This is a genomic window from Alcanivorax sp. VBW004, from assembly GCF_009718865.1.
GTDB lineage: Bacteria > Pseudomonadota > Gammaproteobacteria > Pseudomonadales > Alcanivoracaceae > Alcanivorax.
Genome location: NZ_WNHC01000001.1, coordinates 2,374,728 through 2,392,698, shown reverse-complemented (window position 1 = coordinate 2,392,698; position 17,971 = coordinate 2,374,728). Strand labels below are relative to the sequence as shown.

Here is a 17,971-nt window from a genome sequence, read left to right as displayed (position 1 = left end):
GTCTGGAGCATTCTCATGGCACAACCGAAAAGTACCTCACCTGGCCAGCGCCCTGCCCTGCGCCTGGTGTCCACCAAACGCATGAACCGCGAAGACTGGCTGAAGATCCGTAAGCAAGGCATCGGTGCCAGTGATGCCGCTGCGGCGGTAGGCATCAGCCCGTACCAGTCCCCACTGGAACTGTGGATGATCAAGAGCGGACGGGATGGTCTGTTACACGCCCCTGATCCCGATGACATTCAATCCCCCCTGTACTGGGGCACGCTGCTGGAGCCTAAGGTGGCCGAGGCTTACGCCAAGATCACTGGCAACAAGGTTCGGCGCGTGAATGCCGTGCTGCAGCACCCGGATGACGACAAGCCCTGGATGCTCGCCAACCTGGATTACGCTGTCGTCGGTAATGACGATGTGCAGATTCTGGAGTGCAAGACCACGGGCCAGTACGGGGCCAAGCTCTGGGCGGACGGAGTTCCCGAGTACATCCAGTGCCAGGTGCAGCATCAGCTGGCCGTCACCGGCAAGCAGGCTGCCGATGTGGCCGTACTGATCTGTGGGCAAGAGTTGCAGATCCACCGGATCGCGCGGGATGAAGCACTGATTGCTCACCTGTACGAGCTGGAGCGGGAGTTCTGGCAGCTGGTGGAAGCGGACACCCCTCCGGACCCGGATGGCTCCGACTCTGCCGGGAACGCCCTGCAAGCCCTCTACCCCCAGGACAAAGGGGAAACCGTGGACCTCACGGATAACCCCGCCATGGAAGGCGACTTCAATGAGCTGCTGGATCTGCGTGACACCCTGGGTCGACTGACCGAGCGGGAATCCACCCTCAAGCAACGTATCCAGCAGACCATGGGGCTGGCCAGCAAGGCCACCTTCACCGAGGGCTCTGTGACCTGGAAGCGCAGCAAGGACTCCACCAGCCTGGATAGCAAAGCCCTACTTCAGGATCAGCCTGATTTGATCAAGCACTACCCCAAGCACAAGGCGGGCAGTCGCCGGTTCCTGGTGCGCCCCAACCCCTAACCCAAACCTCAAGCGGCATAACAGCCGGGCCAAGCCCGGCTGTGTGTCTGTGCCTGCTATCAGGAGAACCTCATGATCAAAGGACTCGCCATTACCCCACCCGTGATCGGCCGTATCAGTATTGGCCGCGTGGTGGAGAAGAACGGCAAGCGTATGCCGGAGAAAGACGATCAGTTCACCATCACCACCCAGATCCAGACCAGGGAGGGTTGGCTCCCTCACCCGCTCGATGAGGCCCTGCGTAAGGAAACCCAAGGCAGCAAGCTGCGTAGCATTCCCATTACCCTGCCCTTCAATGACCCAGACCTGAACTTGAGGGCTGAATACACCTTCTTCGAGCGCAAAAGTGGCAGACCGCTGTGTGCCGGAGACGGAGAGACATGCCGACGTCATACCGACAAAGGCCTGGAATCCCTGCCCTGCCCTTCACCGGATTTATGTGACTACGGCAGCCATGGGCTGTGCAAACCTTACGGGCGGCTTTATGTGCGGATCGGGGAGGAAGATGAACTCGGCTGCTTCGTATTCCGCACCACCGGCTACAACAGTATTCGCACCTTGGCCGCACGGCTGCGTTACTTCCACGCTATCAGTGGCGGCAACCTGGCCACACTGCCCTTAGAGCTGAAACTCAGAGGCAAGAGCACCACCCAAAGCCACCGGGCACCGATCTACTACGTGGATCTGACCTTGCGAGCAGAGCAATCCATGAAGGAGGCTGTCACCCATGCACGGGAAGAAGCGAAGGGGCGTGAGAGTCTGGGGATCAGCCAGTCCGAGTTGGATAAGGTCGCTCAGGCGGGGCTGATGAATGCGCAGTTCGAGTATGCGGAGGACGAGGGGCTGCAGGTAATAGATGAGTTCGCTCATGGGGAACAGAAGAACCCGGCAACCCAACAACCCTCTCAGGCGCTGAGGCAAAAATTAAGCGAGAAACAAGGCTAGCCAAGCATGGCGAGCAGACCTGCTCGGCGCTCTTTCGACAACCCCCGGTAGCGCTTGACCAAGGTGGCCTCTTCTTCGGAGTTCACCTGTGCACCATAGCGCTCAACAGGGTCAGCAATGCTATCTGGCTCCAGACCACAAACCAGCCGATCCAGCGATACTCCAAGCACCTCTCTCAACGCAGGCAAAAGCGCGAACCGAGGCTTCTCTCGACCACTTTCCCACGCAGAAACCGATGCCTTGGTGACGTGAAGCATCTCGGCAAGCTGTTCCTGTGTTAACCCCAGCTGCTTTCGCGCAGACCTTAACCGCTCAGGAAACCCTGACATGCAGGACCTCACAACAAAAGTGAAGTCACCAAACTACGGCCAAGCCTAACACCTGTCGTATGGCATTTCTTGACTATAGATATTCAGATTAACCATACTTCATGGTTTGGCATTGCCTGACCATTAGACAAACCACCGCAAAAGGACTCAACAACAAGGAGTTAACCATGAGAAAAACAACTTTCGCTGCCGCCCTAATGGCCATCACTCTTTCCGGCTGCTCCGATCTCTCGGAGGTCATCGAAGTCGGCACCGCAACAAGACACACCGCATATGCCGCAATGAACCCCCAGTTCGTGACCATCAGAAGCCTCGTAGAGGAAGTGGAAATCCAGGAGGTCACAGTTAACCGGGGGGAATGCCGCGTCATCAAATACAACGGAAGAAGCCAGCTGCCCAAGACAATCAAATTTGGGAAAACAGCCAAGATCCAAGTCAACAATGACTGCGACGTTCTTGAGGCTGAAATCGAAACCGATCAAGGGGCTGGCACCTACAGCTTCGGCAGTTAACCCCCCCCAATACAGCGGCTCGACAGAGAGCCGCTGCCTACCTTTTACTCCCCCGCCAAACGATCCCTTTCTTCAATTCTCTCCAAAATCCAGGATTCCACCTCGTCAGACACCCACCCAGAGGCTCGCCCGCCCAACTGCACCGGCTTGGGGAAGGCACCCTCACTGGCCAACTTGTAGATGTACGAACGGCCCAACCCGGTGGTGTCCATGACTTCCTTCAAACGCATGATCTTCATGAGACTCTCCTTCAACTCATGAGATAGCGCTCGCCTGTATTTTTTTACTCACTCCTATCTCCGGCTGGTACCGAAGTGTCTGATCCCCATCCCATATTGCTTGGTCTTGGCTTTCGCCAAGTAGCTGATGCGGCTAAACAAACCCGCCACCTCAGCTTCCCCACCAGCTGAACCCACATTGACTCGGTATACGCAGCTGTAGGGGAAGTGAACCAATCCACTGCCCTCATCTGGCCCCAACCCGACGGCTCGTGACCACGCCTTCACAATGCGCTCGGCAAGGTTCTTCGCTGGCCTGTCCGCCAGCGAGTCTCGCGGCACGTCCGGATCAGGCATTGCAGCCCCTTCCCCCTTCGCAGAAGGCAGGCTCCCTAGCTGCCGGTAAGTATCCTTGTTAAAGAACAGGCAGACGTGGAAATGAGGTTGATCGCTGCTGTCCTGCTCTCGTACCCAGATATACCGGACAGCGGTGTCATGGACCCGCTTACCTTCGCTACGTCTACGATTAACGTCAGCTTTTATTTGTTCTCGCAACGAGCTGATAAATCGACCCATCACAAACTCCAGCTGAAAGGGATGACGCTCAGGCAGACGCAGATCGAGTCTCACAGCCAACGTTCGAGGGTGTTCAGACAATGACCAATCCAGGGTCTCTTTGAAGCGGTACAGGTATTCATGCACTAAAGGTCCATGCTGAAGCTGGACCTCATAGCCATGCCAGGAGCCTGTGTGGTGTAGGGAAAGATTGGTGTTAAGAGGGTGCCGGTTAATCATTAATTTCTCCTATGAGAATTGTTTGCTCATAGGAGATGCCTGTGTGTAACTTTCGACCGGCACCAAGGTGGATAAATAGCGCTGCCCGGCTTTAGGGAGCCGGACAGCTAATAATCCTGATTGGGTATCCCAGCCTTCAACAAGTGGGCTGGATGGAAAACCCTATATATCTATTACCGACAAGCCAATGCTGGCCAACGCCATGCACAATCAAGCTCTTATGATCATGAAAACTATCATTTTAAAATACCCAACCCCTTGTTTTTATTAAACTATAAATAATTTAATTATTCTTAAATTAGACATGCATTAGACATTAACTTGACGTTAATGCAACTTTATTGCTACTTTTTTTTCACTTAAATATTACTATGTAATAAAGATTGGAACAGGCCCATGATCACTCAAAATGATGAGATCGAGCTATCTCGACAAACATTCAGTCGCTGGCTAGCCAGAAACAATAGGGAGCAAATCTCTTGGCTGGCACGCTACCTGAACGAGAACAAAACAGCCCAACGATTACTCCTTAAACAAGTAGAAGGAATGCTAGAGGGATCAGGGCATCAGGTAGTTGTGGTTGAAAAATACGACGCGCTTGTTCTACGAATGGCAGAGCTTGATGTTCTTTGCGGGAGAGAAGGAGCCAAACTTACAGCGAGAATCAAGTCAGCCTGGAGTCAGCACAAATACAGGACAAAGCTACGGCTAACCGACTATAAGAACATCAATATGGTCCTCAGCATGAGGGCAATTAACAACTTGAAGAAACTGTCTGAGAGCATCAACAAACCCCAAAACAAGGTTATTGAAGATCTGATAGAGGAAAAGCTCGAGCTCTTATTGAACACAGGGCAAATACACCAGCCCCCTCCCCAACATCGGGAACTCCAAGTGAGCGTACCTGACCTCGCTTCGACAACACCTCCTGCGACACCATTGCCAGGAGAAGACCTTCATGAGAGTGAGACATCCCATGACAATGCGAGCACACCCGGAAAAATCTCTTCGGTATGAATGCTAGCTATGTCTCGTAGAACAACTGTATATGATCAGCCCACCGCTGCAGCCACTCACGGCACTCCGCCTCGTAGCTATGCAGGTCATAGGTTCCTTCAATACCCTTACGGGAGTGCCCCAACACCGCTTCAGCGACCTCGCTGGGGCAGCCCAATCGGGCCAAGCCAGTCCTGACGGTCCGCCGTAGGTCATGGGGTGACCAGTCAGGAATGGAAGTTAGCCAAAGCTGCGCAGCTGTGTAACTCCGTCCAGATTTCAGTTTTTCGGGGTTCTTCAGGTGCCATTTTGTCTCGGTTAGCGACTTTTGCTGGATTGGCTTCCTGGTGCGAGTTGACGGAAAAGGGTAATTATCCGTAGTCAGCTTCAGCTGACTCAGAAATTCGATGGCCTGTGTTGGCAACTGAACGTATCGCTCCGCTCCATTCTTTGAGTCCCTCAAATGCCAAGAACCTGCCTCCAGGTCGATATCCTTCCACTCAGCGTTACACACCTCCCCTGTCCGGCAACCAGTCCAAAGAGTGAACCGCATGACATTCTTCTGAGTGGTGGAGTAGCCCGAGCCCGGCAGCCAAGCCAGAACCGCCGCCAGCTCTTTGTCCGAAAGCACCCTCTTGCCCTTGTTCGGGCTCATACGGATCCTGGCAGTCTTCAAGCTGGCCTTGGCCAACCAGGCCGGGTTAGGGAAATCGTCAGGTAGACGCTCCAGCCCAATGGCGTACTCATAGGCAGCAATGAACTCCCGGAGCACATTCCCAGCTTGGACCCGCGCGCCTCGATCCAGGATCTCCTTGATCAGGTCGACCACATCCTTTCGCTTTACCTCCGCCGCTGGCTTATCGCCTAACACCCGGACAGCGTCATTATGGAGAGTACGTCGCACCTCCCACTGTCCTTTGGGCTTCCTGGCCCCAGGCATCCGTCTCTTCTCCCCGGTTCTCGGATCTGTCACCGTCCGATCCTCAATGACTTCCGTCAGATACTGCTCGACCAGATCTGTCACAGTATAAGCGGCCACGGCTTCGGCTTGCGCCTGTGCAGCCTTTGCCTCCTTTTCTGCCTGGAGCTGACGATCCCGTTCGGCTTTGGGACAAATCCCTTTGGCTCTGAGCTCCTTCATTTTGGAGACCTCAAGGCGGGCTTCTGCAAGCTTCACACCAGGGAAATTGCCGATCTTGACCTGAACCAGCTTGCCCGTCTCGGGGCTTCGGTAGCGATACGTGAAGGTTTTCAGACCCGAGGAACCGCAGGTAACTCGCAACCCGGCGTTCTCAGCCCCGTCGGTTTTGACCTTGTCTCCTGGCCGCATTGCCTCAATGGCACGGACCGATAGTTGCTTGCTTCCTTGTTTGCTATGCTCCATCGCTTTGATCCACCAACACTAACGCTTTCAAGCAAATCCCCGCATCGCAGGCCCCGTCTGGCCTACAGAGGATTTGGTATAGGTTTTTGGCAGTATACCACCTTCAAAACCACCTTTTCGAAGGAAAAACCAAAAACCTATACTAAAACCTATACTAATTTTGCGGATTTGGATGGATTTCCGTGGACACCCACGGACACTACCGGAAATCACATATTTCGCTAACTGTTTGAATATATAGCGAAATAAAAGGAAAAACAGGCTGAAACGCACATATGACGAACCCCAATTTATCCGCACACACACCTATGATGCAGCAATACCTCGGTATCAAGGCCGAGCACCCGGATCAGCTGGTGTTCTACCGCATGGGCGATTTCTACGAGTTGTTCTTTGGTGATGCACAGAAGGCGGCGCGGTTGCTGGACATTACGCTGACCCAACGGGGCCAGAGCGCCGGCAAGCCGATTCCCATGGCGGGGATTCCCTATCATGCGGCGGAGAACTACCTGGCCAGGCTGGTGAAGCTGGGCGAATCGGTGGCGATTGCCGAGCAGATTGGTGACCCGGCGCTGGCCAAGGGGCCGGTGGAACGCAAGGTGGTGCGTATTGTTACCCCCGGCACGGTGAGTGACGAGGCGCTGCTGGAAGAGCGTCGCGACAATCTGCTGTGCGCGGTGTTTGATCACAATAATCAGTACGGCTGCGCCAGCCTGGATTTGGCTGCCGGGCGCTTCGTCGTGACTCAGGTAGAAGGTACTGAACAACTGCAGGCTCTGTTGGAGCGCTGGTCACCGGCGGAGCTTCTGCTCAGCGAGGAACACGGCCTGCCAGGCCGCTGGGCCGAGCGCCCGGGCACCCGCAAACGCCCCGGCTGGGAGTTTGACGAAGACGCCGCCCGCCGCCAGTTGTGTCAGCAATTTCAGGTACAGGATCTAGCCGGCTTCGGTGAACCAACCGCCGTGGCGGTGGCCGCTGCCGGCGCCCTGCTGGGGTATGCCAAGGAAACCCAGCGCGGTGAGCTGCCGCACATTACCGGCCTGGCCGTGGAAAGCTTTGATGATGCAGTGGCCATGGACGCAGCCACCCGCCGCAACCTGGAGCTGACCGAAACCCTGGATGGCCAGGAGCAGCACACCCTCGCCTGGGTACTCGACAGCACCCAAACCGCCATGGGCGCGCGCCTGCTCAAGCGCTGGGTGCACCAGCCGCTGCGTAACCGCACCACCCTCACCCAACGACAGGACCAGATCGACGCCCTGCGCCAGGGCTGGTGTTTCGAATCCGCCCGCGATGTGCTCAATGACATCGGTGACATGGAGCGTATTCTCGGCCGCGTGGCCCTGCGCTCCGCTCGCCCCCGCGACCTGACTCGCTTGCATGCCAGCCTGAAGGCGCTACCGTCGTTGATTGGCACTTTGCCCGCCGCCGACTGCTTCTTTGAGTTGATCGAGCGCATCGGTCAGTTTCCGAATCAGGTGGCATTGCTGGGCACTGCGGTGATTGAAAACCCGCCCATGCTGATTCGCGACGGCGGCGTGATTGCCCCCGGTTACAGCGAAGAGCTGGATGAACTGCGCTCCATCAGCGAAAACGCCGGTGCTATTCTAGTAGACATTGAAACCCGAGAGCGCGAACGCACCCAGCTGTCCACCCTGCGGGTGAAATACAATCGCGTGCACGGTTATTACATCGAGTTATCACGCCGGGAATCGGACCAGGCGCCGGCCGATTACCAGCGCCGGCAAACCCTGAAAAATGCCGAGCGTTTTATCACCCCGGAACTGAAAGAGTTTGAAGACAAGGCGCTGTCTGCCTCCAGCAAGGCACTGGCCCTGGAGAAGCGTCTCTACGAAGCATTGCTGGAAAAAGTGGCCGCCGAGCTGCATGCCCTGCAACGTAGCGCCGCCGCCGTGGCCGAACTGGATGTACTGACATCCCTGGCCGAGCGCGCCGAAGCACTCAACTGGGTACGCCCACAGTTAGTAGACGAAGAAGCCATTATCGAAATCGTGGATGGTCGCCACCCGGTGGTCGAGCAGGTGCTGGACGATGCCTTTGTCCCCAATAGCCTGCACCTGGATGACGCCCGCCGCATGGTGATCATTACCGGCCCAAACATGGGTGGTAAATCCACCTACATGCGCCAGACTGCGCTGATCGCCCTGCTTGCCCACTTGGGCAGCTGTGTGCCTGCAGCCAGTGCCCGCATCGGCAGCCTGGACCGGATCTTCACCCGCATTGGCTCCTCGGATGACCTGGCCGGCGGGCGCTCCACCTTTATGGTGGAGATGTCCGAAACCGCCAACATCCTCAACAACGCCACCGCCCAAAGCCTGGTGCTGATGGACGAGATCGGCCGGGGCACCAGTACCTTTGATGGCCTGAGCCTGGCCTGGGCCGCCGCCGAGCACTTGGCGCGTAATCTCAAGGCGTTCACCCTGTTCGCCACCCACTATTTCGAGCTGACCCAACTGCCGGAGCAACTGCCCGGCATCTACAACGCCCACCTCACCGCCAGTGAACACGATAACCGTATTGTGTTCCTGCATCGGGTGCAGGAAGGCCCGGCCAGCCGCAGCTATGGTCTGCAGGTGGCGCAGCTGGCGGGTGTGCCGGCCAGCGTGATCCATGAAGCGGGGAACAAGCTGCGCGAGCTGGAAGAAGGCAAACCCCTGGCGGCGTCTGGCTCTGCCGTGAACACCACGCCCGCCAGCACCACACCGGCGGCAGCAACGCCGGCCCAGGCCAGCCTGTTCAGTGAGCCCAGTGCCGTGGAGCACGCCCTCAAGGAACTGGACCCAGATGATTTGACGCCGAAGCAGGCGCTGGAGGCACTCTACAAACTGAGGGGACTGCTTTAGCGCTGCAGGAACGGCGCTGGGTTGGTGGCGCGACAAGCCCGGTGACGAGAAGCGAAAACCGTCAGACTTTACCGTGTTTTCGGGTTTGCCTTTCGAAACTCGCTTCTCGCAACTCGACACTCTATCTATCTACAGGCTGTCTATCCGCAGGGCACAGCGAGCGACGCCCCTAAAGGCGGCAGGCGGCGAGTTGTCCTCTGATAACACTCTGGGCTATTACCTTATATCAACGCTGCGTTTGCCTGCCTCTGGGCATATCGCTAGACTAGCGCCACCCCAAGCGAGACCGTGCCTATTGCTGCTATAATCAGCCCTTGGCGCTGTACAAAATGAAGACACCTGGCGAGGACAGGATATGACGTTCGTAGTAGGTGAGAACTGCATTAACTGCAAACACACCGATTGTGTGGAAGTGTGCCCGGTAGACTGTTTCTACGAAGGCGAAAATTTTCTGGTCATCCACCCGGACGAGTGTATCGACTGTGCACTGTGTGAACCGGAGTGCCCGGTTAATGCGATCTTCTCGGAAGATGAACTGCCGGACGACCAGCAGGACTTCCTGGAGATCAACGCGGATCTGGCAGAGAAGTGGCCGAACATTACCGAAATGAAAGATGCGCCGGACGACGCTGAAGAGTGGGACGGTGTGCCGAACAAGCGGGAGCAGCTGGTCCGCTAAGCGCGGATCACTTTTCTCCAGGCAAAATAAAAGGGCGGCATCCTGCCGCCCTTTTTGCGTCGAGTCATCCTGACCCTTTTGCGCTCACCGCAACATCCCTGTACTGCATTCCTTGCAAATCCTTGTGCTCAATTCCCTGAAGCACGGAAACACTATATCAACCGTATTTTGCTCTGTGGGTAAAATAAATATTAAAAGTCTGGGCAAAAACCACACAAAACCGAAAAACAGCATAAAAAACAAAAGGTTAGCTTTTAAAGATTTGCTTTTGAACGCCAAAAACAGCAGAAAAAAACTGTTTTTTCCTACAGTCTTGTAAGAGATCTCTTACAAGCTCGTCCCACCGCACCAGACCCGCGCCCCAGAAGACTACATCCCGACGCCAAAAGGCGCCCAAGCTTTTACATTTCCTCACTGCTTTTTACAGCACGACGTCACACTTCTGGGTAGCATTAATTCTATGGAAAACGTGGTGTTACACAGCATCACCAAGCCAACCAGTATCCCCCCAAGGCGCTAGCAATAGCGCTCACAACCCCCCTCTTCCACCCCAATTTCGGAAGAGGGTTTTTTTTGCCTGAAATTTGCCGCTGCACGGCCCCATTTCACGCCAACGTGGCGTTTAACGCCGCACAGGCCTGCTGGAAATGTTGTTTCAGGGAGTGAATCAAAGCGGGCGCATTGGCAAGATCACCGCTGGAAGCCAACGTTTCCAGCCCCATACACAGACCTGCAACATGAATGGCCCCCAGGTTGCTGCTGCTGCCCTTGAAACTGTGCGCCTGGCTGCGCAGGGTATCCGCATCGTCCCCCGCAAACGCCTGATCCAGCGCGGCCAGGCGTTGCTCGCCATCGCGCTGAAACGATTCGACCAGCATCTGAAAATCTTGGCCCATAATATCCTGCAATTCGGAAACGACCTCGACATCGAGGACCGATCTATCGTGCATCAACCTGCTCCGTCATCCTTTACGGCGGCTACCATAGCAGCTACAGAAACCCTGTTATGTGTTACAAGCTGGAAATTTAAGCAAGCACGGGCACCGCTGACACCCGTCAAATCAGGAAAAAGTGACAGACGGTAAAAGTCCGGATGAACGGGCCCGTGCCACATCGCCCGGCTCATCCACATCCCACAGGGGCGCCAACACCCCGGTTTGCTCCGGGGCAAAACAGGCCCGGCTGTCCTGTAACGCATGGGGACCACCGAAGCGCACGCCCCGAAAACGCCCAGAGGACCAGAACGCTGCCCGGCTGCTGCCCAGCAGCACATAGCCACCGTCTTCACTGGCGCCGAACACCACAGGGGTGTGCCCCAGCGCATCCAGCGCCTGCTCGAAATAAGGCCGATCCAGCAGCAGGCAATCGCTGCCGATGAGCAAAACCCGGGAAGCGTGGCACAAGCCCTGTGATAACGCGCCAGCCATGCGTTCCCCCAGATCCTCACCTTCCTGCAAAAAACTGGACCAACCCCGTGCCGCTGCCTCCTGCTGCAACTGCGCATCCGGCTTGTCGAGCCACAGCTGCACCTCACCGGGAAACGCCTCTGCGGCAGCAAACGTCTGCCACAGTAGCTGCCGATAAATCTGCAGGGCGCCATCGGCCCCGAAAGCAGGGATCAGGCGGGTTTTCACCTGACCGGCGTGCAGGGCGCGGGCGAAAATGATCAGCAAGGGCTCGTCGTTCACCCGGCATCCCCCCGGTAATACTCCCGGTGCAACGCTTCAGGGTTGGCCCCGCGCCAGTAACGAAAGCGCAGGGACCACATCAGCCAGATGGTGCGCCAGGCACCGTGGCGCTCCCAGCGCCGGCTGCTGGTGATCACCGGCGGGCGCAGGCACGCCGGGCGCGCCAGGGCACGCAAGCGGCGCGACAGGGCAATATCTTCCATCAATGGCTGCTCGGGAAACCCGCCCTGTTCACGAAACACATCCCGGCGCACAAACAGGGCCTGATCGCCGGTGGCGATCCCGGTAAGGCGCGAACGCCAATTCATCATGAACGCGATAACGCGAAACAGCGGCCGGGGCTGGCTCAGCCGAACATCAAAACGCCCCCACAGGGTGCGACTGGCCAGGCTACCCAGCGCCTCGCGATGGCGGGCATTGAACACCGTGTCCGCATGGATGAACCAGAGCCATACGCCCCGTGCGCATACCGCGCCGGTATTCATCTGAAGGCTGCGCCCCTGATCACTGGTGAGCACCGTATCGGCAAGTTGCCGGGCAATATCGATGCTGTGATCGACACTGCCGCCGTCTACCACTATCAACTCATCATCGTCCGCCAGCGCCGTGCGTAGCCTTGTCAGCGACTCGGCCAGAGTGTCCGCCTCATTGAGCACCGGTACGATGACACTGACGCGGCTCATTCCAGCGAGCCACCACAGCTGCTTCCTGCGCCCGCCGTGCAACCAAAGCAGTGATCGGCCACATAAATCGGCTCGCCCTCAATGTCGTCTTTCAGCAAGCTCGACAAATGCTGATGGCCCTCATGGTGACCTTGTGGCATGTCCAGCATCTGGTTGAAATCACAATCGTAGAGATAACCCTGATAATCCACGCTTACCATGGAGCGGCACATCAAGGCCGGCAGGGTCTCGCGATTGTAGCTGTCGCGCAGCAGCTGCATGTAATCGTTGAACTGATCGTGGGCCAGCAACACCGCACCGAAACGACTGATAGGCATGTTGGTAATCGTCAGCAGATGATTGAAGCGCAAACCGAAATGCGTCATCAATTCACGCTTGTAGTCAGCCTCCAGAGACGCCTGGGGAGGCGGCAGCGACGCGCCAGTGGGGTTATAAACAAGGTCCAGCACCTTGTCGTCCCCGTAGCCTTTCTCGTTCAGGCGGCGAATGGCTTCAAGGCTGCCCTGAAACACGCCCTTGCCCCGCTGCTTGTTCACGTTCTCTTCGGAATAACAGGGCAGAGACGCGACCACATGTACGTCGTGGTCAGCCAAAAACTGTGGCAAATCTTCGTAGCCCGGCTCGAGCAGAATGGTGAGATTACAGCGGTCGATGACCTCCACACCGAGTGCATGGCATTCGCGCACCAGGTAGCGAAAGTGGGGATTCATCTCCGGCGCGCCGCCGGTCAGGTCGATCACCTTGATATCCCGCTTGCGGATGACCTGAAGAATCAGGTCGATGGTGGCCTTGTCCATCAGCTCGGTGCGGGTGGGGCCGGCATTCACATGGCAGTGCACACAACTCAGGTTGCACAGATAACCCAGGTTTACCTGCAACACGGAAGTGGCATGGCGACGCAGTGGCGGAAAATCCGTGCTGCTGCGCACCAATAAATCGTGGGTGTCCTGCATATTTCACCTGTTTCAATTTCCTTAATGCTATCAATTGGATGCAGGCTTGTCGCAAACGTTACGTGAAAGTGGCCGGCGATATAGGGGCCGTCCCAGGATGCCGTGCTAGTAATGGCGCTCTTGTTTGCGGCGATGCCGTAGCAAGGATATAAAGGCAGTGCCAGCATGGTTCTTGCTGTAGGAGCGCCGCTCGCAGCGCGATCCCAACCTTGTCGATCGCGCCGCGAGCGGCGCTCCTACAGCACAGAAGAAGCATGATCCAACGTATTCAATGGCCGGTTTAATAATAGCCACGTGCTATTCCAGGGCTGGCACCACAACCAAAAGTCCTTACAATTACCCCCCTTTAAAGTCCCGGTAGCTCAGTTTCGTAGGTCGGATTAGCCTGAAAGGCGTAATCCGACACAGAGGCGACACCTTGCCGTGTCGGATTACGGCCTTCGGCCTAATTCGACCTACGGAAAACCTCCGGGCTCAGGATTGGCCCCACAGGAGTAGCCCCTTGGCGGCCTAAAACTGGCACCAAGAACAAAACTCCGTACAATCTGCCCGCGTAATAATGCCCCGGTAGCTCAGTTGGGTGAGGTCGGGGCTTTCCAAAGCGTGCTTTGGCCGAACGAACGCGATGCGGATACCGCCGCTTCGCCGGCGCCCGCAGGGCGAGTAAGCGCCGACAAAATAGCCGCTTGCTCCCCGGAAACTGGCACCACGACTAAAAGTCCTTACAATCGTCACTGCTTCAGCCCCGGTAGCTCAGTTGGATAGAGCAAGCGCCTCCTAAGCGCTAGGTCGGACGTTCGAATCGTCTCCGGGGCACCATCTTTCCGTTTTTGTCTGCATCACCTTTTTCTATCAATCCGATCAGCTAACTACTCTGGCTCCCCCTTCCCCTTTGCCAGACACTGTCGCCGCGCACGGACACCAGGATTCCGCATGACCCACGACACCCCTTCCTCTTCGCCACTTAGCCCGCTTCTCGTGTTGCTGATGGCCACCACGACCGGTCTGGTAGTGGCCAGCAACTATTACGCCCAGCCGCTGCTGCACACCATCGCAGATCAACTCAGCCTGAGTTACGCCAAGGCCGGCATCATTGTGACGACCGCCCAGGCCAGCTACGCCGTGGGGCTGATTCTGCTGGTGCCACTCGGTGATCTGGTCGAGCGGCGCCGCTTGATTGTGATCATGATGCTGCTGGCCATGGTCGGGTTGCTGATCAGCGCCAGTGCCCGTTCGTTGCCGATGCTGTTGGCGGGCACCGCCATCACCGGGGCATTTTCGGTGGTGGCACAGGTGCTGGTGCCGTTTGCCGCCACGCTGGCGCCACTGGAAACCCGCGGCAAGGTGGTGGGCACGGTGATGAGCGGGCTGTTGCTGGGCATTCTGCTGGCACGCACCGTGGCGGGAGCCCTGTCCTCCCTGGGCGACTGGCATACCGTCTACTGGGTGGCCGCTGCGTTGATGTTGCTCAATACGCTGGCCCTGTGGCGCTTGCTGCCCCGCTACCACCAGCCCGCCTCGCTGCACTATGGTCAGCTGATTACCTCCATCGCTGGATTGTTTCTGCGGTACAAGATGTATCGCCAGCGCTCCGTTCTCGGCTTTCTGGGCTTTGCCATGTTCAGCGTGCTGTGGACATCCCTGGCCTTCCTGTTGTCCGCCGAACCCTGGGGCTACAACGATGCCACCATCGGCCTGTTTGGCCTGGCCGGGGCAGCGGGCGCCCTGTCGGCCCGCCACGCCGGCGTGCTGGCCGACCGTGGCCACGGCCAGCGGCTGACGATCATTGGCATCGTTATCCTGCTGCTGTCCTGGGGGTTACTGGGGCTGGGCGGCACCTCGCTTATTGCACTGCTCGCCGGGATCGTGCTGCTGGATCTGGCGCTTCAGGCCGTGCACATCACCAATATGAACATGGTGTTTTCGCTGGATGAAAGCGCCCGCAACCGGCTCAACTCCGGCTACATGTTTGTGTATTTCCTGGGGGGCGCCTCCGGTTCACTGGCGTCTGCCGCTGCCTACGAGCACCAGGGCTGGTGGGGTGTTGTTCTGCTGGGGGCCGGCCTGGCAGTGGTGGCTCTGCTCTATAGCGGCTTGATGCTGGTCGGAACGCGCCGCCAGCAACTCCATCGTCAGGAAAGTTGACCGGGTTTTACACCCCGGTGATTTACCGCTTCGCCCAAGTCCTCTAGATTAAGGTTTCACGTCGGACAAAAAGGGAATGTCGATGAAATTACTGGGACTGTTACAACTGGCCGTGGCGATTTACGCCATCGTAATGATTATCCAATCGTCCGCAGAGACCGGCGCCAAGGTGCTGTGGGTGCTATTGGTGCTGATTGTGCCGCTGATCGGCCTGATTATCTGGGCTCTGATGGGGCCGGGCTCCCCCCTGAAGCGCTAGCCTTGGCTTCACGGGAGGCATCGGCCACTTCACGAACCTCACCGGCTTGCTGCCAGGCGCCCGGCGTCTGGTAGTAACCGTGGGCAATGCCCTGGAAACGAGGCTGATTGATCACGCGCTGCAAGCGGCGTAGCGAGAAATACGGAATATCCCGAAGAATGATGTTGGCCAACCAGGCCGGCAATGCGCCACCCGGATCCAGCACCACTTCGATGGTCACCTGCACCTTGCCCGCCTCGCCTGGGGAAAACCGGTAATACCCTTCCATTTGCGGCATGCGTACATAGTGCGCCTGCTCCGGGTAAGCCGCTGCATGCAACGCAAAGGGCATCACCAGATCCAGCGTGTCCGGCTCCTGATAAAAGGTCACCCGCAGGGGGGCATCTCGGTCTTTCACCGGCCACGGCAGGCGTGTCGTCACGTAGACGTCCCGTTGATAGGGGGAGTTACGTTTCAGGTCACGGATTTCCGACACCATGTGCATAAACGACGCCACCGCGTCGTAATCATCCAGCAAGGCGCCGATGGCGTTAAAGTCGTTCACCTGCAGATCGGCCACGCCCCGGAAGGTTTTCAGGCGTGAGTCCACGTCATCCTGGCGGAATACCTGAATGCCGTCCCGGTCGGTCACCAGCACCCATTCCCCATCGCTGGCCAGGGCCGGCATGGCTACCAGCACCAGCAATAGCAGTGTTGTCAGTTTTTTTATCATCATCGTCCTGACAGTGTTGCGCGCAACGTCCGCGCTGTTACGCAATGTTCCGTATTGGGTGGCGATTAAACACCCTGTTTAACCGGCTACTTTATAACCAAGAGTTCGGCCGATGTATCCCTTGAAACCGGGAGACCGTGATCAAGACCACACAAATAATGGCATTTTGCCATTGCGGCTCAACTCTACCCCATCGCCACACCGTCCCTGCGTGCCTACAGATAAGGCTCCATCATGTGCGCCAGTGCATTGCGCACCCGCCGCCAGGGCGCCATTTGCCGGAAGCCGGCCTGATCCAGCCGTTGCGAAAGCGCAATCCGCTCATCCAGCGCTTCATCAATCTGCTCCGCCAGCGCCTCCCCGTAACACTCCAGGTCAAACTCGAAATTCAGCCGCAGGCTGCGCGCATCCCAGTTACCCGACCCCAACATGACCCAGTGCTGATCCACCGTCATCACCTTGCTGTGATCAAATGGCGGCGGCGACAGATAGAGCTCAGCCCCTTCGGCGACCAGCCAGCGCAGGGCATGCAGGCTGGCCCAGTGCACCAGGCGCAGGTTGTTCTTGCGGGGCACCACAATCTGTACCCGCACCCCTTTCAGCAGCGCCAGTTGCAGGGTGGCCAGCAAGGTCAGGTCGGGCACGAAATACGGGGTGACGATGCGAATACGGGATTCAGCGCTGCCAATGGCCGCCAGCAGCGTCATGCGACGCTTGTCGAAATCCGCATCCGGGCCGGCACTGATGCCCCGGGACTGCACACCGCCCAGCCAGGCCGGGCCGCGGTAACTGGTGTCCAGCAACTCACCGCTGGTGAAATACCAGTCTGCGGCAAAGCTGCGCAATAACTGCCCCACCACCGGCCCTTCGATGCCGGCATGCAGGTCGGTAATCTTCGGCGGTTGTTGTATATAGCCGGCGCGGATGTTCATGCCACCGGTAAAGCCATAACGGCGGTCCACCACCATGAATTTACGATGATTGCGCAGGTTCAGGTACGGCATACGCCAGGGGGCCAGGGAATACAGAAAACGCTCTACCGGCACCTTGCCACGGCGCAGGCGCCAGACCACCGACGGCAGGGAATACAGCGCGCCGACGCCGTCCACCAACACCCGCACCTTGACCCCACGGGCCACTGCCGAAGAGAGCGCATCGGCCAGCGGTTTACCGGCGGCATCGTTGCCGAAAATATAGGTGGCCAGATAAATGCTTTCATTGGCATTGTCGATGGCGTCTAACATGGCCTGGTAGGCGCCGGGGGCATCCAGCAGGGTAATACGGTTGCCGTCGGTGAGTGGCAAGTGGGTCAGCCGCCCCACCAGGCGACTGAGGACTTTCAAGTGTTTCAGGTCCGGTTCCGGCTCGGCTGCAACGCGCCAGCCATCATTGCTGTCAATCAGGCCACCGGTCAGCTGACGTGCCCGCCGGCGAATACGATTGACGCCCAGGATGTAATAGAGCAGCGCACCCAGCACCGGCACCAGCCAGACCAGCCCGGTCCAGGCCGCCGCCGCACGGGCATCCTGCTTATTCTGAGCGACATGCACCGTCACCGTCACCGCCAACCCGATACTGATGGCCGCCGCCATATAGGGCCAATAGGGGTCCAGCATCGTCAGTAAGGCGTCAATTTCAGCGGTCCAGTAAGTGACATCCAAAGGCATTCAGTTCCGTCTCTGAAGCGGGTATCCGCTCAACGATAGCATAACCGGCGAGGCCCGCATCCGCCGGGCTTTGCGCTTTGAGCGCCGCTTCCCTAGAATACGCTCTCTTTTGGAACACT

The 17,971-nt window shown here is 57.6% G+C and carries 18 protein-coding genes and 1 tRNA gene; 9 read left to right on the top strand and 10 right to left on the bottom strand.

Annotated features, from left to right (window positions below; all coding sequences use genetic code 11):
* The first annotated feature begins 15 nt into the window (after positions 1–15).
* Together F1529_RS10880 and F1529_RS10875 are read left to right on the top strand one after the other, a co-directional pair.
* Positions 16–1,023, top strand: a complete 1,008-nt coding sequence (locus F1529_RS10880) for a YqaJ viral recombinase family protein (protein ID WP_155134648.1) — start codon at positions 16–18, stop codon at positions 1,021–1,023.
* 72 nt (positions 1,024–1,095) lie between these two features.
* Positions 1,096–1,968, top strand: a complete 873-nt coding sequence (locus tag F1529_RS10875; RefSeq protein ID WP_155134645.1) for a hydrolase or metal-binding protein — start codon at positions 1,096–1,098, stop codon at positions 1,966–1,968.
* On the opposite strand, the gene F1529_RS10870 is transcribed toward F1529_RS10875, so the two are convergent.
* A complete protein-coding gene (locus F1529_RS10870; protein ID WP_155134642.1) occupies positions 1,965–2,297 on the bottom strand; it encodes a helix-turn-helix domain-containing protein in 333 nt (110 codons plus the stop codon). The genes F1529_RS10875 and F1529_RS10870 overlap by 4 nt on opposite strands.
* Before the next feature lie 167 nt (positions 2,298–2,464).
* Here F1529_RS10870 and F1529_RS10865 point away from each other — a divergent pair, with 167 nt between their 5' ends.
* Positions 2,465–2,809, top strand: a complete 345-nt coding sequence (locus F1529_RS10865; RefSeq protein ID WP_155134639.1) for a hypothetical protein — start codon at positions 2,465–2,467, stop codon at positions 2,807–2,809.
* Between the two features lie 44 nt (positions 2,810–2,853).
* Here F1529_RS10865 and F1529_RS10860 read toward each other — a convergent pair whose 3' ends face one another.
* Together F1529_RS10860 and F1529_RS10855 are read right to left on the bottom strand one after the other, a co-directional pair.
* Entirely contained in the window at positions 2,854–3,048 is a 195-nt protein-coding gene (locus F1529_RS10860; RefSeq protein WP_102790838.1) for an AlpA family transcriptional regulator, read from the bottom strand.
* 54 nt (positions 3,049–3,102) lie between these two features.
* Positions 3,103–3,822, bottom strand: a complete 720-nt coding sequence (locus F1529_RS10855) for an inovirus Gp2 family protein (protein WP_063520886.1) — start codon at positions 3,820–3,822, stop codon at positions 3,103–3,105.
* A 396-nt stretch (positions 3,823–4,218) separates the two neighbouring features.
* Between F1529_RS10855 and F1529_RS10850 the strand changes: the two genes are divergently transcribed.
* Positions 4,219–4,839 carry a hypothetical protein gene (locus F1529_RS10850; protein ID WP_063520675.1) on the top strand — a complete coding sequence of 207 codons (621 nt, stop codon included), beginning with the start codon at positions 4,219–4,221 and terminating at the stop codon, positions 4,837–4,839.
* A 7-nt stretch (positions 4,840–4,846) separates the two neighbouring features.
* Here F1529_RS10850 and F1529_RS10845 read toward each other — a convergent pair whose 3' ends face one another.
* Entirely contained in the window at positions 4,847–6,202 is a 1,356-nt protein-coding gene (locus F1529_RS10845; protein WP_063520676.1) for a site-specific integrase, read from the bottom strand.
* 308 nt (positions 6,203–6,510) lie between these two features.
* Here F1529_RS10845 and mutS point away from each other — a divergent pair, with 308 nt between their 5' ends.
* Positions 6,511–9,066: a DNA mismatch repair protein MutS gene (mutS, locus tag F1529_RS10840; RefSeq protein ID WP_230457771.1), complete on the top strand. Its 2,556-nt coding sequence runs from the start codon at positions 6,511–6,513 to the stop codon at positions 9,064–9,066.
* A gap of 355 nt (positions 9,067–9,421) precedes the next feature.
* A complete protein-coding gene (gene fdxA, locus F1529_RS10835; protein WP_155134633.1) occupies positions 9,422–9,745 on the top strand; it encodes a ferredoxin FdxA in 324 nt (107 codons plus the stop codon).
* A 605-nt stretch (positions 9,746–10,350) separates the two neighbouring features.
* Here fdxA and F1529_RS10830 read toward each other — a convergent pair.
* The 4 genes from F1529_RS10830 to arsS all read right to left on the bottom strand — a co-directional run bounded on the left by F1529_RS10830 (position 10,351) and on the right by arsS (position 13,069).
* Positions 10,351–10,695 (bottom strand): Hpt domain-containing protein, encoded by a 345-nt coding sequence (locus F1529_RS10830; RefSeq protein WP_230457770.1) that lies wholly within the window; start codon positions 10,693–10,695, stop codon positions 10,351–10,353.
* Positions 10,696–10,806: 111 nt separating this feature from the next.
* On the bottom strand, positions 10,807–11,433 hold the full coding sequence (locus tag F1529_RS10825; protein WP_370457003.1) for a TIGR04282 family arsenosugar biosynthesis glycosyltransferase: 627 nt from the start codon (positions 11,431–11,433) through the stop codon (positions 10,807–10,809).
* Positions 11,430–12,116, bottom strand: a complete 687-nt coding sequence (locus F1529_RS10820; protein ID WP_155134630.1) for a TIGR04283 family arsenosugar biosynthesis glycosyltransferase — start codon at positions 12,114–12,116, stop codon at positions 11,430–11,432. The genes F1529_RS10825 and F1529_RS10820 overlap by 4 nt, the downstream gene beginning before the upstream one ends.
* A complete protein-coding gene (gene arsS / locus F1529_RS10815) occupies positions 12,113–13,069 on the bottom strand; it encodes an arsenosugar biosynthesis radical SAM (seleno)protein ArsS (RefSeq protein WP_155134627.1) in 957 nt (318 codons plus the stop codon). The genes F1529_RS10820 and arsS overlap by 4 nt, the downstream gene beginning before the upstream one ends.
* Before the next feature lie 742 nt (positions 13,070–13,811).
* On the opposite strand from arsS, the gene F1529_RS10810 reads away from it, so the two are divergent.
* From F1529_RS10810 to F1529_RS10800, 3 genes are all read left to right on the top strand, one after another.
* Positions 13,812–13,888 (top strand) — tRNA-Arg (locus tag F1529_RS10810).
* A gap of 114 nt (positions 13,889–14,002) precedes the next feature.
* A complete protein-coding gene (locus F1529_RS10805) occupies positions 14,003–15,214 on the top strand; it encodes an MFS transporter (RefSeq protein WP_155134624.1) in 1,212 nt (403 codons plus the stop codon).
* A gap of 82 nt (positions 15,215–15,296) precedes the next feature.
* Positions 15,297–15,473 (top strand): PLDc N-terminal domain-containing protein, encoded by a 177-nt coding sequence (locus tag F1529_RS10800; RefSeq protein ID WP_007149801.1) that lies wholly within the window; start codon positions 15,297–15,299, stop codon positions 15,471–15,473.
* Here F1529_RS10800 and F1529_RS10795 read toward each other — a convergent pair.
* A complete protein-coding gene (locus F1529_RS10795) occupies positions 15,430–16,185 on the bottom strand; it encodes an START domain-containing protein (RefSeq protein ID WP_230457769.1) in 756 nt (251 codons plus the stop codon). The two genes, F1529_RS10800 and F1529_RS10795, sit on opposite strands and share 44 nt — an antisense overlap.
* A gap of 215 nt (positions 16,186–16,400) precedes the next feature.
* The gene (locus F1529_RS10790) at positions 16,401–17,852 is read right to left on the bottom strand and encodes a phospholipase D-like domain-containing protein (RefSeq protein WP_155134617.1); all 1,452 of its coding nucleotides are present in this window, start codon (positions 17,850–17,852) and stop codon (positions 16,401–16,403) included.
* Positions 17,853–17,971: the final 119 nt, after the last annotated feature.

What these genes read in the sequence shown, in the direction of transcription:
- F1529_RS10880 (WP_155134648.1), top strand. Translation starts at nt 16, where the DNA reads ATGGCACAACCGAAAAGTACCTCACCTGGCCAGCGCCCTGCCCTGCGC.
- F1529_RS10875 (WP_155134645.1), top strand. Translation starts at nt 1,096, where the DNA reads ATGATCAAAGGACTCGCCATTACCCCACCCGTGATCGGCCGTATCAGT.
- F1529_RS10870 (WP_155134642.1), bottom strand. Translation starts at nt 2,297, where the DNA reads ATGTCAGGGTTTCCTGAGCGGTTAAGGTCTGCGCGAAAGCAGCTGGGG.
- F1529_RS10865 (WP_155134639.1), top strand. Translation starts at nt 2,465, where the DNA reads ATGAGAAAAACAACTTTCGCTGCCGCCCTAATGGCCATCACTCTTTCC.
- F1529_RS10860 (WP_102790838.1), bottom strand. Translation starts at nt 3,048, where the DNA reads ATGAAGATCATGCGTTTGAAGGAAGTCATGGACACCACCGGGTTGGGC.
- F1529_RS10855 (WP_063520886.1), bottom strand. Translation starts at nt 3,822, where the DNA reads ATGATTAACCGGCACCCTCTTAACACCAATCTTTCCCTACACCACACA.
- F1529_RS10850 (WP_063520675.1), top strand. Translation starts at nt 4,219, where the DNA reads ATGATCACTCAAAATGATGAGATCGAGCTATCTCGACAAACATTCAGT.
- F1529_RS10845 (WP_063520676.1), bottom strand. Translation starts at nt 6,202, where the DNA reads ATGGAGCATAGCAAACAAGGAAGCAAGCAACTATCGGTCCGTGCCATT.
- mutS (WP_230457771.1), top strand. Translation starts at nt 6,511, where the DNA reads ATGATGCAGCAATACCTCGGTATCAAGGCCGAGCACCCGGATCAGCTG.
- fdxA (WP_155134633.1), top strand. Translation starts at nt 9,422, where the DNA reads ATGACGTTCGTAGTAGGTGAGAACTGCATTAACTGCAAACACACCGAT.
- F1529_RS10830 (WP_230457770.1), bottom strand. Translation starts at nt 10,695, where the DNA reads ATGCACGATAGATCGGTCCTCGATGTCGAGGTCGTTTCCGAATTGCAG.
- F1529_RS10820 (WP_155134630.1), bottom strand. Translation starts at nt 12,116, where the DNA reads ATGAGCCGCGTCAGTGTCATCGTACCGGTGCTCAATGAGGCGGACACT.
- arsS (WP_155134627.1), bottom strand. Translation starts at nt 13,069, where the DNA reads ATGCAGGACACCCACGATTTATTGGTGCGCAGCAGCACGGATTTTCCG.
- F1529_RS10805 (WP_155134624.1), top strand. Translation starts at nt 14,003, where the DNA reads ATGACCCACGACACCCCTTCCTCTTCGCCACTTAGCCCGCTTCTCGTG.
- F1529_RS10800 (WP_007149801.1), top strand. Translation starts at nt 15,297, where the DNA reads ATGAAATTACTGGGACTGTTACAACTGGCCGTGGCGATTTACGCCATC.
- F1529_RS10795 (WP_230457769.1), bottom strand. Translation starts at nt 16,185, where the DNA reads ATGATAAAAAAACTGACAACACTGCTATTGCTGGTGCTGGTAGCCATG.
- F1529_RS10790 (WP_155134617.1), bottom strand. Translation starts at nt 17,852, where the DNA reads ATGCCTTTGGATGTCACTTACTGGACCGCTGAAATTGACGCCTTACTG.